We start from the raw sequence: 15,632 nt of genomic DNA on the forward strand, positions 1-15,632 counted from the left end.
TGATGATGAGTTCCAACCACGCCGCCGTACCTTATTATTTCGTGCCCGGCCCGTCGCGCTGGCCCATGCTGGGCGGCGCCAGCCTGCTGCTGACCATGATCGGCGCCTCGGCCTGGGTCAACGACGTCTCCTGGGGCCCGTACGTCAATTACCTGGGCTTGGCCGGCATCTTGCTGGTGCTGTATTTCTGGTTCGGCGACGCCATCAGCGAATCGGAGCAGGGCCTGTACAGCGAGCGCATCGACCACTCATTCCGCTGGAGCATGAGCTGGTTCATCTTTTCGGAAGTCATGTTCTTCGCCGCTTTCTTCGGCGCCCTGTTCTATGCGCGCAGCATTTCCATGCCGTGGCTGGCCGACCTCGACCACAAGGTGATCTGGCCTGACTTCGCCGCTCAGTGGGGCAATACGGGCCCGGCCGGCACGGTGCAGGAATTCACCACCATGACGCCGTTCTGGATTCCGACCATCAACACGGCCTTGCTGCTGCTGTCTGGCGTCACGTTGACCATCTCGCACCACGCGCTGCGCGCCGGCCACCGCGGCATGACGGCCCTGTTTCTGTTCGCCACGATCTTGCTGGGCGCCATCTTCATGGGCTTCCAGGTGTACGAGTACATGCACGCCTACAGCGAACTGAACTTGAAATTGACGTCCGGCATCTACGGCGCCACCTTCTTCATGCTGACGGGCTTCCACGGCTTCCACGTGACCCTGGGCGCCATCATGCTGTCCGTCATCCTGTACCGCGTGCTGAAAGGCCACTTTACGCCCGAGCACCACTTCGGCTTCGAAGGCGCCGCCTGGTACTGGCACTTTGTCGACGTCGTCTGGCTGGGTCTGTACGTGGTCGTGTATTGGTTATAATGGCGGGGCAGGGCGCGCGCGGTTGATGCGTGCGCCGGCACCATAAAAAAAGCCGTACCGGGAGATCCTGGGTACGGCTTTTTTCTTAGTGTGAAGAATTTGCCAATCAGGCAATGTCGGGCCTTAATGAATTCCCGTCGGCTGGATATAGCCGAGCTTGTGCGCCAGCAGGATCAGCAGGAATAGGGTGATCGACAAGCCCACGCGCAGGGCCAGCGCCTGCACGGTGCGGTTGCTCTTGCCCTTGTCGCGCATGAGGAAGAACAGGGCCGAGCCCAGGCTGCCCAGGATCAGGATGAAGGCGATGGCAACGAGGATTTTCATGGATGGTAGCGCCAGGCTTGAGGAGGTTTCATTGTAATGCGTATCCGCTTCCATTTTAGATGGATTCCATTTGTTGTAATGCTGCTACTGGTGGCCCTGGGCGTGTCCTTGGCGCAATGGCAGCAGCGCCGTGGCGATGAAAAACTCGCGCGCGCCGCCCGGCTGGAAGCGGGCAACCTGGCTGCGCCCTTGGCATTGACGGCCGCGCCCATGCTGCCGAGCGATGCGCAAGCGATTGAGTATCGCAGGATCACCGTCACGGGCCATTTCGTGCCCGCCTGGACGGTGTACCTGGACAACCGTCCTTACAAAGGCCAGGCCGGCTTTCACGTACTCACGCCGTTCCGCATCGACGGTTCAGCCATGCACGTGCTGGTGGCGCAGGGCTGGCTGCCGCGCAACAATGCCGAGCGCACGCGCATTCCCGATTACACCACGCCCACGGGCACGGTGACGATTGCCGGCATCGCGCGCCTGAACGCGGGCCATGTGATGGAACTGGGCACGGCGCCGCCCCTGGCGCCGCACGCCATCGTGCAAAATGCCGATATCGGCCAGCTGGCCCAGGCCAGCGGCCTGGCCTTGCAACCATTTATTCTCGAACAAACAGTTGATTCGACAGCAACGGCGCCAGCGTCCAGCCAGCTTCCCGTGCGCGATTGGCCGGCGCCGGACCTGGGCGCCGACAAGCACCGCGGCTATGCATTCCAGTGGTACGCACTGGCACTGATGGCTTTTCTATTTTTTGTCTTTACAGGATGTCGACGTGCAAACAAACAACCCTGAAGCAACGCAAGACAGCAGCAATAAACAGGCACAAACTACGGGACGCTGGAAACTGCTGGCCGTCGTGGCCGTGTGCGCGTTTCCCATCATCGCTTCGTATTTCACGTATTACATCATCAAGCCCACGGGCCGCAACAACTACGGCGCGCTGATCGACCCGCGTTTGTACCCGATTCCCGAGGCAGCGCTGCACGTGACGGAACTCGATGGCAAGGCGTCGCCGCTGGCGCAATTCAAGGGCAAGTGGGTGCTGCTGCAAACGGGGCCGTCCGATTGCCAGGAGGCATGCAAGAAGCAATTGTTTGACATGCAACAACTGCGCCTGATGCAAGGCAAGGAACGCGAACGCCTGGAAAGAGTCTGGCTGGTGACGGATGGCCAGCCGCTCGACACGCTCGTGATGCGCGAATTCGACGGCACCAGCATGCTGCGCGTCAATAGCGACGCCTTGACGGCGTGGCTGCCCGTGGAGCCGGGCGGCAAGACCAGCGACCATTTGTATTTGATCGATCCGCTGGGCAATCTGATGATGCGCTTCCCGAAAGACGCGGACCCGAACAAGATCAAGAAAGACATCGCCAAGCTGCTCAAAGCTTCGGCGATCGGTTGAGGAGTCTGCATGCCGACGATGCATCTCTCCGCGCTGGCCCAGCTGGGCTTGACGGGCCTGCTGGTGGCGCTGCTGCCTTTGAGCATGGTCTGGGTGTCCGCGGACGCCAATAAATACCGCAAGCTCGTGTGGATCGCCGTCTTCTTGACGGTCGACCTGATCATGTTTGGCGGTTTTACGCGCCTGTCCGATTCCGGCCTCGGCTGCCCCGACTGGCCAGGCTGCTATGGCTCGGCCAATCCATTTCTCGCGCACGAGCACATCGTGGCGGCGGAAACGCTGATGCCGACGGGCCCCGTCACGGTGGTGAAAGCGTGGATCGAAATGACGCACCGCTACCTGGCCATGGCCATCGGCGTCTTGATCGTGGCGATGATGGTGCAGGCGTGGCGCCAGTGGAAGAAAAGCAAACGGCAGGAATTCGCCCCCGCGCTGCCGACGGCGCTGTTTTTGTTCGTCTGCCTGCAGGGAGCGTTCGGTGCCTGGACCGTGACATTAAAACTGCAACCGGTGATCGTCACCATCCACTTGCTGCTGGGCATGGGTTTACTGGCCATGCTGACGTGGCTGGGCGGGCGCCAGGACCATGCCGTCAAACCCCTGCTGCGCGCCGATGCGGATGCGTCCGTGCTGCGCCCCGTGCGCGCGCTGGCCGTCATGTCGCTCGTGCTGCTCACCGTGCAGATCGCGCTGGGCGGCTGGGTGAGCACCAACTACGCCACCCTGGCCTGCACCGATTTTCCCCTGTGCGGCGGCAAGGTCATTCCGGAGATGGATTTCGAGCATGGTTTCCATCTGTGGCGCGAGCTGGGCAAGACGGCCGCCGGCCACTATTTGCCGTTTTCCGCGCTGACGGCCATCCACTGGGTGCACCGCAATTTCGCCTTCATCGTGGCAGCCGGCATCGGCTATACGGTGTTGCGCGCATGGAAGCTGCCGTCCTTGCGCGGCACGGCACGCTGGGTGGCGCTGGTGCTGGCCCTGCAGGTGGCCACGGGCCTGGCGACGATTTACCTGAGCTGGCCATTGTCGATTGCCGTGCTGCATAACGGCGGGGCGGCGCTGCTCGTGTTATTGCTGACCATGTTAAACTACAAGGCTAAATTCCAACTCGATGTTGCGCGCAATGTTCAGCGCGCTTGCGCCTCCGCGCCAGTGCCCTCGGCACCAGCCAGTCCTTCCCGTACCGCATAAATGACTACTCAGACCATCAGCCGTAAACCATCCCCCCGCATCGCCCAGTATTGGGCGCTGACCAAGCCCCGCGTGACGCAACTGGCCGTGTTTTGCGCCGTCATCGGCATGTTCCTGGCCAGCGAGGAGTTGCCCGACTGGCGCGCGGTGGTGTTCGGCACCCTCGGCATCTGGCTGCTGGCCGGCGCCGCGTTTGCCGTCAATTGCCTGGCCGAGCGCGAAATCGATGCGCGCATGGCCCGCACGGCGCGCCGTCCGATGGCCATGGGCGACATCACCGTCAAGCAAACGGTGGTGTTCGCGCTGGTGATCGGCGGCCTGGGCATGGCGATTCTGTACCACCTCGTCAATCCGCTGACCATGTGGCTGACCTTTGTCACCTTTGTCGGCTATGCGCTGATCTACACCATGGTGCTCAAACCCGCTACGCCGCAAAACATCGTCATCGGCGGCTTGTCCGGCGCCATGCCGCCCGCGCTGGGCTGGGCCGCCGTCGCCAACGACGTGCCGATGCAGGCGTGGCTGCTGGTGCTGATCATTTTCGTCTGGACGCCGCCGCACTTCTGGGCGCTGGCCATGTACCGGCGCGACGATTACGCGCGCTCGGGCTTGCCCATGCTGCCCGTCACGCACGGCATGCAATTCACGCAATTTCACGTCTGGCTGTACTCGATCGCGCTGGCCGCCACCACCTTGCTGCCATTTGCCGTGCGCATGAGCGGCCTGATCTACCTGGCCTCGGCCGTGGTGCTCAATGCCGGCTTCCTGTACTACGCGTGGAAGATGTACCGCCACTACACGGACCTGATCGCGCGCAAGGCGTTTACGTTCTCCATCATCTACCTGGCATTGCTGTTCGCGGCTTTGCTGGTCGACCACTACATTCCCCTCGGAACATGAAAAAAACCCTGACCCTGTTGCTGGCGACCGTCCTGGTCGCCGTCCTCGCCGGCTGCGGCAAGCCTGCCGCACCGAAGCTGGCCTTCAAGAACACGGACGTGACGGGCCTCGGCTACGCGCGCGAGTTCGCGCTGACCGACCACACGGGCCATCCGCGCACCCTGGCCGACTACAAGGGCAAGCTGGTGCTGGTATTTTTCGGCTACACGCAATGCCCGGACGTGTGTCCCACCACCATGGCCGACATGGCGCAGGTGATGCAGGAAATGGGTCCGCAGGCGGACCAGGTGCAAGTGCTGTTCGTCACGGTCGACCCCGAGCGCGACACGCAGCAATTGCTGGCGCAATACGTGCCCGCCTTCGACAAGCGTTTCGTGGGCCTGTATGGCGACGCGGCCGCGACGGCCAGGGTGGCCAAGGAATTCAAGGTGTATTACGCCAAGGTCGAGGGCGAAACGGATAGCAGCTACACGGTCGACCATACGGCCGGCACCTATGTGTTCGACCGCGAAGGCAAGATCCGCCTGTTCGTGCGCCACGGCGAAAAGCCGGCCGCCATCGCGCACGATCTTAAACTTCTGCTATCCTGATCCGGTCGCGCCGCAGGGCGCCATCTTCAGGATTTGCAGTACATGGATAAACGTTTCGAGCCCCACGCCCGCCTGGCAGCCATCATCTTCTTGCTGATTGGCTGCTTTTTCGTCTTGCGGCCCTTCCTCGCCGCCATGCTGTTTGCCGCCTGCGTGGGCATTTCCAGCTGGCCTTTGTACCTGCTGCTGCTCGAACGCCTGAAAGGCCGGCGCAACTGGGCAGCGGCCATCATGACCGTGTCGCTGATCCTCGTCATCGTGCTGCCGCTGGCCCTCGTCACCTACAACCTGGCCGACAATGTGTCGCGCATCTATGAACAGTTGCGCGCTGCGCTGGAGTCGGGCGGCCTGCACCCGCCGGCGTGGCTGGCCAGCATTCCCGTGGTGGGTGAAACCATCGCCGGCTACGTGGACCGCCTGCTGGCCGACCGCGAGGAACTATTGAATTTGGGTAAAACCATGCTGGAGCCGGCGCGCCATTTCCTCGCTTCCGGCGGCATCCTGCTGGGCACGGGCCTGGCGCAGACCAGCCTGGCCGTGTTCGTCAGCTTCTTTCTCTACCGCGATGGGCAGCAGCTGAGCCGCGCCCTGATGACGGGGGCCGGGCGCATCATCGGCGACAGCGCGCCGGGCGTGGGCCTGACCATCAGCCGCACCGTGCGCGGCGTCATGTATGGCTTGCTGGGGACGGCGCTGGCGCAGGCATTGGTAGCCGTGGTGGGTTTTCTGATCGCCGGCGTGCCGGCCGTGGCGCTCCTGGGCGTGGCCACTTTCATCTTTTCGCTGATTCCTGTCGGGCCACCGCTGATCTGGGGCGGCGCCGCCATCTGGCTGTTTACGGAAGGGCGGACGGGCTGGGGCATTTTCATGCTGGTGTGGGGCGCGCTGCTGATCAGCGGCGTGGATAACGTCGTGAAACCCATGCTGATCAGCCGCGGCAGCAGCTTGCCGTTTTTGCTGGTGCTGCTCGGCGTGCTGGGCGGCGTACTGGCCTTCGGCTTCGTCGGCATCTTTATCGGGCCAACCCTGCTGGCGGTGCTGTACAGCCTGCTGCAAACGTGGACGGTGGGCGAGACCACCGTGCCGCAGGGTAAAGATACGCTGACCTTGAAGAAAGACTAATCGCGTAAGTCCGCATCCAGGTCGCGTTCCTGCTTCGGGATCACTTTGATCAGCACGATGCGGGGCCCGTTCATCTTCTTGACGACGATGTCGAAGTCGACAAAGGTGATGCGCTGGCCCTGCTTCGGAATGTCACCGAGCTTGACCATGATCAAGCCGCCCACCGATTCCACGTCATCGAGTCCCAGTTCCTCGTTTTCGATATCGATGCCGAGGATGCGTTCGAGCGAGAAGATGGGCAGGCTGGCCTTGCCGATCAGGGTGCCGTCGCTTTGCTTGAGCCAGTCATTTTCATTGCGGCGGAATTCATCGCGGATTTCGCCGACCATGGCGCCGAGCAAGTTATCGAGCGTGATGAAACCCAGCGGGCGCTTGCCCTTCTCGCCGATCAGGGCGAAGTGGGGCGCGCCGTCGCGGAAGCGGCGGAACAGTTCCAGCGCCGGCGTGCGCGCGGAAATGATGTCGACGGGACGCAAAAACGGCGTGAGCGAGGTGATGGGCTTGCCCGCCTGCTGGGCAAAGAACAGGTCTTTCAGGTGCACGACACCGAGCACGTCGTCTTCATTCATGTCGAAATACGGGTAGCGGCTGAAGCGGTTGCGCAGCACCGTGTCGAGGTTTTCTTCCAGGGTGTTTGACGCGTACAGGGCGATCACTTCATTGATCGGACGCATCAGGTCCGACACCGTCATCTGTTCGAAATCGAGCGATTGCGCCAGGATGTTGCGCTCGTCGCGCGTAAATTTTTCGCCGGGCTGGCTGGTGCGCAGGATCAGTTTCAATTCTTCCGACGAGTAATGCGCATCGTGGCCGCCCTTGCCGGACAGGCCCGCCATGCGCAGCACCCAGTTGGCGCTGGCGTTGAGCAGGTAGATGGCCGGATACATGGCCCAATAGAAACCATACAGGGGAATCGCGCTCCACAGGCCGACGGCTTCCGGGTTGCGGATGGCCATCGATTTTGGGGCCAGTTCGCCCACGACAATGTGCAGGAAGGAAATCACGCTGAAGGCCAGCACGAAGGAAATGCCGTGTATCAGTTCTTGCGAGGTGAGGCCGATGGCGCTAAACAGCGGTTCGAGCAGGCCGGCAAAGGCCGGTTCGCCGACCCAGCCCAGTCCCAGCGATGCGAGGGTAATACCCAGCTGGCAGGCGGACAGGTAGGCGTCCAGCTGGCCATGCACCTTGGCCAGGATGCGGCCCCGTAGTCCCTGCGTCTTGGCGATGGCGCGGATGCGCGTGCGGCGCAAGGTGACGATGCCAAATTCGGCGGCAACAAAAAAACCATTGAGCGCGACCAGGAAAAAGGCTAGCAGGACAAGCAAGACATTGTGCATGGGGTGCAAAAAGATGGGCTGTTAAAACGTCATCTTAAACGACGAAGGGCGCCATAGCCTAATTTAGCCGCGCACGCCGCCCGCGCAGGCGTGCGCGCGCAGCGGTTTTTTCACGCTTTGTCAGCGATTTTCAGCCCTTGGCCGCCGTTTGCGGCCCGCCGCGCATGGCAAAGACCATGACGGCCGAGACGATGGCGGGGATGGCGACGACGAGGAAAATCGTGCTGTTGGGCCAGTTCAGGCGGATCAGTTCGCCACCGAGCACGGGGCCGATGATGGAGCCGATGCGCCCGATGCCCAGGCTCCAGCCGATGCCCGTCGAGCGCAGGGTGGTCGGGTAGTAGCTGGCCGCCAGGGCATTGACGGCCGGCTGGCCGCCCACCACGCAAAAGCCGGCGATGAAGATCGTGATGAACAGGAAGGCCAGCGACACGTCGGGACGGCCGATCAGGGCGATGGCGACGGCGGCAACGAGGAAGCACGGCAGCAGGATGCGGCGGAAGCTGGAGCGGTCGATCAGCTGGCCCATGACGAGCGTGCCGATGGTGCCGCCCACTTGCAGGGCCGTGCCGGCCAGCACGGCGTTGGCCGTGGACAGGCCCGCTTCCTTGGCGATGGTGGGCAGCCAGTTCGACAGGAAATACAAGTTCAGCAAGTTCATGAAATTGATGACCCACAGCAGTATCGTCATCTTCGCGCGGCCGCCTGTAAACAATTGCAGCACGGGCGCGCCCTTGTGTTCCTTTTCATGCACGACGTATTGCGTGTCGGCCGTGATGTTGACGGTAGGATCGATGCGTTTGAGCCACTGCGCCACCTTGTCCAGCTTGCGTTTCTTGAGCACCAGGAATTGCATCGATTCCGGCAGCAGGAAAAACATCAGCACGCCGATCACCAGCGGCACCACGCCGCCCACGTAAAACACGGATTGCCAGCCGAAGGCGGGAATCAGCGCGGCCGACAATAACCCACCCAGCACGGCGCCCAGGGTAAAGCCGCACGAGACCAGCATCATCAGGGTGACTTTCTTGCGCAGGGGGCTGTATTCGCCGGCCAGCGCCATGGCGTTCGGCATCACGGCACCGAGGCCCAGGCCCGTGATAAAACGGATCAGCTGCAATTGCTCGATGTTCGTCGCCAGCGGCGTGACCAGCATGCACAGCGAAAAGAAGATGGTCGAGCCGATCAGCACGGGGCGGCGGCCGAACTTGTCGGCCGTGATGCTGAAGACGAGCGAGCCGACCAGCATGCCCAGCAAGCCCGCGCCGAACACGGGGCCCAGGTTGGCCTTGCTGACATGCCAATCGGCAATGATGGCGGGCGCCACATAGCCCATCGCCTGCACGTCGAAGCCATCCATGATGACGCACAGCCCGCACAGGATCAGCATGCCGATCTGGAAGGAGCCGATCTTGTTGTTATTGATGAGATCGGGAATATCGATCGTCTTGCCTGCCGTGGACATGGTGCCGCTCCTGTTTTCTTATCGTGGTCGCGCCTTTCCGGCGAGGGACAGGCGCGTGTTTGTCTCAGGCTTCATTACAATCGCTTTTGATTGATTATTCAAACGTTATTTTCGAATGGATTTATCAGGTTTCCTTGTGAATCTTCGGGTGACTCTGGATGGCGGCCAGGATCACGTCGAGCGCCGGGTGCATGATCTTGCGCTCGTTCGAAATCACATAAAACTGTTCGCGCAGGGACGAGGCGTCACCGACCAGCACGGCGCCGAATTGTTCCTCGATCTCGCCGGCCAGGCTGGCCGAGGCGAAGAACAGGCCCAGGCCCTTGCGGCCGAACGCGTTGAGCATGGCGTTGTCTTCGAACTCACCGACCACGTCGGGACGCACGCCTTGCTGCACCATCCATTCGTCGATGCGCCCGCGCAAGGCGTTGTTGCGCGCGGGCAGTAAAAATGGGGCGCCGTGCAGGCTGTGCGGGAAATTCTCGCGGTATTGTTCCGCCAGCGCGGGGATGCCGAACAGCTTCATGGCGCTCTCGCCCCACAGGTGGCTGGAGACGCGCAGGCTGGCACCGGCCGGCACGGCGCGGTCCGTCAACACCAGATCGAGCTTGTGCAGGGCCAGGTCGGCCAGCAAGGACTCGAATTCATCTTCCAGGCACACGAGCTTGACGGGCTTGTCCAGGCTGCGCGTGGCGTCGAGCATGCGGTACGCCATCAGTTTCGGCAAGGAATCGGAAATGCCCACCGTCAGGCGCATTTTTTCCACGTCCGTGTCGGCCAGCGCTTCCTGCATCTGTTCGCCCAGCAAAAAAATCTGGTCCGCATAGCCGAGCGCCAGGCGGCCCGCTTCCGTCGGCACCAGACGCCGCCCCTGCGGCTGCAGCAGGGACTTGCCCAGTTCCTTTTCCAGCAGGGCCAGCTGGGTGCTGATGGTTTGCACGGCCAGTCCCAGGCGCTCGGCCGCGCGCGTCACCCCGCCTTCCTTGGCGACTACCCAAAAGAAGTACAAATGGCGGTAATTGAAACCGGTCGTTTTCATCGTGTGGGCCTATCTTCTGTTTTTACGAAGTAATACTTCCATTATCTTCCATTTTTAAATGTGTCACATGTCCTTATACTACGATCCATTGAATTTGGATAAAAGGGAACTATCGATGAAACATTTCAGAGTGTCATTTTTAGTGACATTTATCTGCCTGGGCATTTCCGCCTGGTGGGGTTACACGCACGGTGGCGTGTCGACCATGCTGTCGGCATTGGGCATTGCGGTGATCCTGGGCGTGATGGAAGTATCGCTGTCGTTTGATAACGCGGTGGTCAATGCCTCGGTGCTGAAGAATTGGGACAAGTTCTGGCAGAACCTGTTCCTGGGCGTGGGCATCATCATCGCCGTGTTCGGCATGCGTTTGCTGTTCCCGCTCGTCATCGTGGCGCAAGCGGCGGACCTGGGCTTGCTGGAAGTATGGAATCTGGCCCTGAGCAATCCGGAACAGTATTCGATGCACCTGACGAATCACCACGCGGAAGTGGCCGCTTTCGGCGGTATCTTCCTGCTGCTGGTGTTCCTGAACTTCCTGCTGGACTCGGAAAAAGAAACGCACTGGCTGGGCCGTATTGAAGAAAAACTGGGCGCGCTGGGCAAGATCTCGTCGATTTCCGTGATGATCGCGCTGGGCACCTTGATGGTCAGCCTGTCGATGATCGAAGAAGGCCAGAAGCTGGTGGTCCTGACGGCCGGCCTGTGGGGTATTTTGACCTACGTGGGCGTCGACGTGATCAGTGGCTTGCTGGAAGGCGATAACGGCGACGGCAACATGGGCGACATCATCAAGCGCGGCGGTATCGGCGGCTTCCTGTACCTGGAAGTGCTCGATGCATCGTTCAGCTTTGACGGCGTGATCGGCGCGTTTGCCATCACCAAGGATGTCGTGATCATCATGCTGGGCCTGGCAATCGGCGCGATGTTCGTGCGTTCGATGACGGTGTTCCTGGTGCGCAAGGGCACGCTCGACGAGTTCGTTTATCTGGAGCACGGCGCGCACTATGCGATCGGTATCCTGGCCGTGATCATGTTGGTCAGCATGAAGTTCCACATTCCCGAGATCTTCACGGGTCTGATTGGGGTGGCCTTCATTCTCGCCTCGCTGTGGTCGTCGATCCGCCACAAGCGCAGGATGGCCCTCGAAGAAGACAAGACGGAAGTGCTGGAAGCGGTCAAGGCAGTGTAAAGAATGCGCGGCAAACGACTACACCCGTTTGTCGGCAAGTTGTAGCAAGCGTCGCCGCCGGCCTGGGGAGTCAGGCCGGTGGAGGACGCCAGGTGTTTGGTCATACACAACCCACATAGGAGAAATACATCATGGCAATCAGTCTGCAAAAAGGCGGCAACGTCAACCTGAGCAAAGAAGCCCCTGGCATTTCGAAGATGATCATCGGCCTGGGCTGGGATGCCCGCGCCACCGACGGCGCCGCATTCGACATCGACGGTTCGATCTTCCTGCTGAAGGCCGACGGCAAGGTTCGCGCCGACGTCGACATGATTTTCTACAACAACTTGAAGTCGAGCGACGGTTCCGTCACCCACTCGGGCGACAACACCACGGGCGCCGGCGATGGCGATGATGAAACCGTCATCGTCGACCTAGCCACGGTGCCGGCCGAGATCGACAAGATCGCCGTCTGCGTGACGATTCACGATGCCGAAGCGCGCAAGCAAAACTTTGGTATGGTGTCGAAGGCGTACGTGCGTTGCGTGAACGCCAACGGCAACACGGAAATCGCCCGCTTCGACCTGTCGGAAGACGGTTCGGCCGAAACGGCCATGGTCTTCGGTGAAATCTACCGCAATGGCGGCGATTGGAAATTCAAGGCCATCGGCCAGGGTTACAAGGGCGGTTTAGGTCCATTAGCCGCTTCTTTTGGTGTAGGTGTTTAAGTTGTAAGCAGTCAAGGTGGTCCGCAGTGTGGACCGCCCCCATCATTACCGAGTTGAGGAAGGAATCGTCAGATGCCAGTGTTTACTATTACCGGGGACGTCGACCCGTTCCTGCATGTGTCGCTTGCCAAGGGCGAGAAGATTTATTGCGAATCCAATGCAATGGTGATGATGGAAACCAATCTTGAGTTGAAAGGCAAGATGACTGGCGGCATAGGTGCTGCGCTGATGCGCACCTTTGCCAACGGGGAATCGTTCTTTCAGCAGCATATCGAGGCCATGCGGGGCGACGGCGATTGTCTGCTGTCACCCACCTTGCCCGGCGCGATGCGGGTGCTTAATGTGGGCAATGAGGTGGGCACCCAGCAATACATGATCAGCGACGGCGCCTTCGTGGCGGCCAGTGCTGGCGTGGAATTGAAGGTGCGCACGCAAGGCCTTGGCAATGCGCTGTTTGCCCAGAGCGGTGGTTTTTTCATCACCGAGACGGCCGGCAGCGGCCAGTTGGCGGTGTCCGGTTTTGGCGCGATGTCGATACTGGAAGTGACGCCTGGCAAGGACGTGGTGATCGATAACTCGCACGTCGTGTGCTGGGATAACCGCCTGCAATACGAAATTTCCATGACGACCGGCAGCAGCGGCGGCTTTCTGGGCAATTTCATCAATAGCCAGACCAGTGGCGAGGGCGTAGTACTGAAATTTTCAGGCACGGGAAAAATCCTCGTGTGCTCGCGCAACCGCGCGGCCTTCCTCGCCTGGACCCAAAGCAAGCCGGCGTAATCAAGCAGTAACCAACCTAACAGGAGCTATGCGTATGTCTGTCAATTTGAGCAAAGGCCAGAAGATTTCTCTGGACAAAGAAGCTGGTACCACCCTGACCCGTATCACCATGGGCCTGGGCTGGGATGCGGCCAAGACCAAGGGTTTCCTCGGTTTCGGTTCGAAGACGGAAGCCGTCGACCTGGACGCCTCGTGCGTCATGTTCGATGAGAACAAGAGCACGTCCGACATCGTCTGGTTCCGCCAGCTGAAAAGCAAGGACGGCAGTATCGTTCACACGGGCGACAACCGCACGGGCGCGGGCGATGGCGACGACGAACAGATCAATGTTGATCTGTCGAAAGTGCCGGCAAACGTGAAAAGCCTGGTCTTCACCGTCAACAGCTTTACTGGCCAGAACTTCTCGCAGGTGGAAAACGCCTATTGCCGCATCTTGAATGCCAGCAATAATCAGGAAGTTGCGCGTTTCAACCTGTCTGTGCAAGGTAGCCACACGGCACAGATCATGGCCAAGCTGTACCGCCATAACGGCGAATGGAAGATGCACGCCATCGGAGAAAACGGCAACGGTCGCACGTTTGACGACTTGATGCCGCAGATCGCCGTGCATCTATAAGGAGCAGTACGCAGCGGGCGGGGGACGGACCGGATACCGGCCCTTGTCCGCTGCTCTATTTTGAAGGAGAGTATGTCGTGATGCGATTGCTGATAGCCTTGCTACTTCCGTGTCTCACGTTTTTCATGCTGGGGCGCCCGCTGGCCGGTGCCGCCGCCTTGATTCTGCAGTGCACTGTGATCGGCTGGGTGCCGGCGGCCCTGTGGGCCCTGTACACGGTGAACCAGCATAAAACGGAGCAGGAACTGGAAGGTGCGTTAAGCCGCAGCTACATGCGCAGGCGCAGTCGGTTGATCTAAATCAGCCGGGCGCCAGGAATCCTTGCGCTAAAGCCCGCACGAGCGATCGTGCGGGCTTTTTTGTGGGCGCTCACTTCTTGCAGCGTATCGGCACGTTCACGGAATTACCGTCCGAACTCAGGTTGCGGTACTGCAAGTCTTCGCTTTCGATGGCGAAGCGGGGCACGGCGTGCACGTAGCGCTGCTTGCAGACGGTGTCGTCATTGATCAACTGGCCCGCCAGCATGTAGTCGCACAGGGCGAAGCGCGATTCCTCGTCGTCGAGGATCAGCACGCGCGCGGCGCTGTACAGGGCCGATTGCAAGACGTCCGGGCTGCAATTTTCCGGGCCCGTCAGCTTCAGATGGGTTTTCGTTTGCGTCGCCAGGCGTTGCAGCTTGACGAGGGCGGCGCGCTCTTCCTTGCGCGCGCCATCGACTTGCGCATCGCCGCTGGACAGGCGCAGTGCCAGCGAGGCGATCTGGTCGATGGAAATATGCCAGGCAAAGCCTTCCAGCCGCGTGCGGATCTGGCCCGGCAAGGGATCGGCCGCATCGACTTCGCAGCGGTACTGGCCCAGATGGGGCCGGCACAGCACGGGGATGGCAAAGGCCGAGGTGCGCTTGCCCTTGACGAATTTCTGGCTCAGGTCGCCGAAGTTTTCATGCGTGATGGTATCGAAGCGGGCTTGCCCAAAGCCCATCTTGACGAGGTTTTCCTTGCGCTGGCGCGAGAACAGGGCGTCGACGGCGTCGTAGATATTCTTGTTGAAGATGCGGTCCAGCGGCTGGCGCTCGTCCGACATCTTTTCGAACACGGCACTGGAATTGGGCGCGTTGGCGTCGATGGCAATGAGGATGAAGGGCTTGCTGTTCAGGCGCGGCGGCACGACGGCCATGTCGTTGCCGTACAGCTGCGTCAGAGCCACGTCCCACAGGGTTTCCACGCCCAGGTTGTCGGCCGCGCCGCCGTCGAACAGGTGGACATACGATGGCGATTCGCGCGATTCGGAACCGAGTTCCGGCACGAAACTGTTTTTCGGGCGGAAGCGCTCGAAGGTGACGGAATCGAAGACGCCGGGAAAGGCGGCCGAGGTGGCCACGGCCGTGGCCAGGCGGATATCCTGGATCGGCGAATGCAGGGTGCCGTAAAAATACTCGTAGGAAAACACCACGCGCTTGCCGCCATCGGTGGCGTCCGTTGCGTTGGCCAGGAAAATGGGGCCGTCGTGCGGCAAGTCCTGGTAGGTTTTCTTGTCGTACAGCACATCGTCGAACACGTCGGACAGGAAGGAGGTGCGCGTCTTGTTCGTCAACAACATCGTCGTCAGGTTGGCCGGTTTCAAGATGGTCTGGCCAAAGAAATCCGTTTTGAGTTTGCTGCGCAGCAAGGGCCAGTCCGTCTGCTTGCCATGCAGCGCATAGTAGCCGCCCGCGATGGCGCCGCCCGAGACGCCGGAAATGGCCGAGGCGCCGCTGACGAGGCCGAACTCTTCCAGTTGCTCCAGCGAGGCGGCCGAGAAATTGGCGGCGCGGCTGCCCCCGCCGGACAAGGCGATGCCGATGAAGTGGTCGCTGGGCATCGGGTTCTGGATGCGCGCCTTGGGCGCGTCGATGCGCAGGCGCGGGGTTTCCTGCACGGCAAACGTGCGGTTTTCGACGCCGCTGTTGGGACGCAGGGCGAGTACCGTGCAGCCGCTCAGCAGCGCAGCGAGGACAAATGGGACGAACAAGCGTGGATGCATGCGTGATCTGTGCGTAGTCAGGGGTTGGGATACGGACGGAAACGTGTGCGATTCTAGCAAACTCGGCAACAATCACCTATCCAGC

The 15,632-nt window shown here is 60.9% G+C and carries 17 protein-coding genes; 12 read left to right on the plus strand and 5 right to left on the minus strand.

Annotation, left to right across the window (positions count from 1 at the left end):
- Positions 1-5: 5 nt before the first annotated feature.
- Positions 6-866: a cytochrome c oxidase subunit 3 gene (locus tag CLU91_RS20545; protein WP_070305721.1), complete on the plus strand. Its 861-nt coding sequence runs from the start codon at positions 6-8 to the stop codon at positions 864-866.
- A 123-nt stretch (positions 867-989) separates the two neighbouring features.
- Here the strand turns inward: CLU91_RS20545 and CLU91_RS20550 are convergent, their stop codons facing one another.
- A complete protein-coding gene (locus tag CLU91_RS20550; protein ID WP_034748996.1) occupies positions 990-1,190 on the minus strand; it encodes a twin transmembrane helix small protein in 201 nt (66 codons plus the stop codon).
- 78 nt (positions 1,191-1,268) lie between these two features.
- Here CLU91_RS20550 and CLU91_RS20555 point away from each other — a divergent pair, with 78 nt between their 5' ends.
- Genes CLU91_RS20555 through CLU91_RS20580 form a run of 6 tightly spaced genes read left to right on the plus strand, consistent with a single transcriptional unit; the run spans position 1,269 to position 6,392 of the window.
- Positions 1,269-1,976 (plus strand): SURF1 family protein, encoded by a 708-nt coding sequence (locus tag CLU91_RS20555; RefSeq protein ID WP_332870896.1) that lies wholly within the window; start codon positions 1,269-1,271, stop codon positions 1,974-1,976.
- Positions 1,957-2,586, plus strand: a complete 630-nt coding sequence (locus tag CLU91_RS20560; protein WP_100875608.1) for an SCO family protein — start codon at positions 1,957-1,959, stop codon at positions 2,584-2,586. Before CLU91_RS20555 ends, CLU91_RS20560 begins: the two co-directional genes overlap by 20 nt.
- Before the next feature lie 18 nt (positions 2,587-2,604).
- Complete coding sequence (locus CLU91_RS20565; RefSeq protein WP_100876835.1) at positions 2,605-3,780, plus strand: COX15/CtaA family protein; 1,176 nt, start codon at positions 2,605-2,607, stop codon at positions 3,778-3,780.
- Positions 3,781-4,680 (plus strand): heme o synthase, encoded by a 900-nt coding sequence (cyoE, locus tag CLU91_RS20570; RefSeq protein WP_100875609.1) that lies wholly within the window; start codon positions 3,781-3,783, stop codon positions 4,678-4,680.
- Positions 4,677-5,270 (plus strand): SCO family protein, encoded by a 594-nt coding sequence (locus CLU91_RS20575; RefSeq protein WP_100875610.1) that lies wholly within the window; start codon positions 4,677-4,679, stop codon positions 5,268-5,270. The genes cyoE and CLU91_RS20575 overlap by 4 nt, the downstream gene beginning before the upstream one ends.
- 42 nt (positions 5,271-5,312) lie before the next feature.
- Entirely contained in the window at positions 5,313-6,392 is a 1,080-nt protein-coding gene (locus tag CLU91_RS20580; protein WP_100875611.1) for an AI-2E family transporter, read from the plus strand.
- Here the strand turns inward: CLU91_RS20580 and CLU91_RS20585 are convergent.
- The 3 genes from CLU91_RS20585 to nhaR form a co-directional block, all read right to left on the minus strand.
- Positions 6,389-7,729 (minus strand): hemolysin family protein, encoded by a 1,341-nt coding sequence (locus CLU91_RS20585; RefSeq protein ID WP_100875612.1) that lies wholly within the window; start codon positions 7,727-7,729, stop codon positions 6,389-6,391. The two genes, CLU91_RS20580 and CLU91_RS20585, sit on opposite strands and share 4 nt — an antisense overlap.
- A 130-nt stretch (positions 7,730-7,859) precedes the next feature.
- Positions 7,860-9,194, minus strand: a complete 1,335-nt coding sequence (locus CLU91_RS20590) for an MFS transporter (protein ID WP_100875613.1) — start codon at positions 9,192-9,194, stop codon at positions 7,860-7,862.
- Positions 9,195-9,318: 124 nt separating this feature from the next.
- Positions 9,319-10,233: a transcriptional activator NhaR gene (gene nhaR / locus CLU91_RS20595; protein WP_100875614.1), complete on the minus strand. Its 915-nt coding sequence runs from the start codon at positions 10,231-10,233 to the stop codon at positions 9,319-9,321.
- 115 nt (positions 10,234-10,348) lie between these two features.
- Here nhaR and CLU91_RS20600 point away from each other — a divergent pair, with 115 nt between their 5' ends.
- The 5 genes from CLU91_RS20600 (at position 10,349) to CLU91_RS20620 (ending at position 13,824) form a co-directional block, all read left to right on the plus strand.
- Entirely contained in the window at positions 10,349-11,422 is a 1,074-nt protein-coding gene (locus tag CLU91_RS20600; protein WP_100875615.1) for a DUF475 domain-containing protein, read from the plus strand.
- A 131-nt stretch (positions 11,423-11,553) separates the two neighbouring features.
- Complete coding sequence (locus tag CLU91_RS20605) at positions 11,554-12,129, plus strand: TerD family protein (RefSeq protein WP_100875616.1); 576 nt, start codon at positions 11,554-11,556, stop codon at positions 12,127-12,129.
- A gap of 72 nt (positions 12,130-12,201) precedes the next feature.
- Complete coding sequence (locus tag CLU91_RS20610; RefSeq protein ID WP_100875617.1) at positions 12,202-12,909, plus strand: TIGR00266 family protein; 708 nt, start codon at positions 12,202-12,204, stop codon at positions 12,907-12,909.
- Between the two features lie 34 nt (positions 12,910-12,943).
- Entirely contained in the window at positions 12,944-13,525 is a 582-nt protein-coding gene (locus CLU91_RS20615; protein WP_035824768.1) for a TerD family protein, read from the plus strand.
- A gap of 80 nt (positions 13,526-13,605) precedes the next feature.
- A complete protein-coding gene (locus CLU91_RS20620) occupies positions 13,606-13,824 on the plus strand; it encodes a hypothetical protein (protein WP_010394888.1) in 219 nt (72 codons plus the stop codon).
- A gap of 70 nt (positions 13,825-13,894) precedes the next feature.
- Here the strand turns inward: CLU91_RS20620 and CLU91_RS20625 are convergent, their stop codons facing one another.
- Entirely contained in the window at positions 13,895-15,547 is a 1,653-nt protein-coding gene (locus tag CLU91_RS20625; protein ID WP_100875618.1) for a patatin-like phospholipase family protein, read from the minus strand.
- Positions 15,548-15,632: the final 85 nt, after the last annotated feature.

The organism is Janthinobacterium sp. 64, assembly GCF_002813325.1.
In the GTDB taxonomy this organism is placed as follows: Bacteria; Pseudomonadota; Gammaproteobacteria; order Burkholderiales; family Burkholderiaceae_D; genus Janthinobacterium.

Bases quoted from the DNA above. Each gene is read 5' to 3' on its own strand.
- CLU91_RS20545 (WP_070305721.1), top strand. From the start codon at position 6: ATGAGTTCCAACCACGCCGCCGTACCTTATTATTTCGTGCCCGGCCCG.
- CLU91_RS20550 (WP_034748996.1), bottom strand. From the start codon at position 1,190: ATGAAAATCCTCGTTGCCATCGCCTTCATCCTGATCCTGGGCAGCCTG.
- CLU91_RS20555 (WP_332870896.1), top strand. From the start codon at position 1,269: ATGCTGCTACTGGTGGCCCTGGGCGTGTCCTTGGCGCAATGGCAGCAG.
- CLU91_RS20565 (WP_100876835.1), top strand. From the start codon at position 2,605: ATGCATCTCTCCGCGCTGGCCCAGCTGGGCTTGACGGGCCTGCTGGTG.
- cyoE (WP_100875609.1), top strand. From the start codon at position 3,781: ATGACTACTCAGACCATCAGCCGTAAACCATCCCCCCGCATCGCCCAG.
- CLU91_RS20575 (WP_100875610.1), top strand. From the start codon at position 4,677: ATGAAAAAAACCCTGACCCTGTTGCTGGCGACCGTCCTGGTCGCCGTC.
- CLU91_RS20580 (WP_100875611.1), top strand. From the start codon at position 5,313: ATGGATAAACGTTTCGAGCCCCACGCCCGCCTGGCAGCCATCATCTTC.
- CLU91_RS20585 (WP_100875612.1), bottom strand. From the start codon at position 7,729: ATGCACAATGTCTTGCTTGTCCTGCTAGCCTTTTTCCTGGTCGCGCTC.
- CLU91_RS20590 (WP_100875613.1), bottom strand. From the start codon at position 9,194: ATGTCCACGGCAGGCAAGACGATCGATATTCCCGATCTCATCAATAAC.
- nhaR (WP_100875614.1), bottom strand. From the start codon at position 10,233: ATGAAAACGACCGGTTTCAATTACCGCCATTTGTACTTCTTTTGGGTA.
- CLU91_RS20600 (WP_100875615.1), top strand. From the start codon at position 10,349: ATGAAACATTTCAGAGTGTCATTTTTAGTGACATTTATCTGCCTGGGC.
- CLU91_RS20605 (WP_100875616.1), top strand. From the start codon at position 11,554: ATGGCAATCAGTCTGCAAAAAGGCGGCAACGTCAACCTGAGCAAAGAA.
- CLU91_RS20610 (WP_100875617.1), top strand. From the start codon at position 12,202: ATGCCAGTGTTTACTATTACCGGGGACGTCGACCCGTTCCTGCATGTG.
- CLU91_RS20615 (WP_035824768.1), top strand. From the start codon at position 12,944: ATGTCTGTCAATTTGAGCAAAGGCCAGAAGATTTCTCTGGACAAAGAA.
- CLU91_RS20620 (WP_010394888.1), top strand. From the start codon at position 13,606: ATGCGATTGCTGATAGCCTTGCTACTTCCGTGTCTCACGTTTTTCATG.
- CLU91_RS20625 (WP_100875618.1), bottom strand. From the start codon at position 15,547: ATGCATCCACGCTTGTTCGTCCCATTTGTCCTCGCTGCGCTGCTGAGC.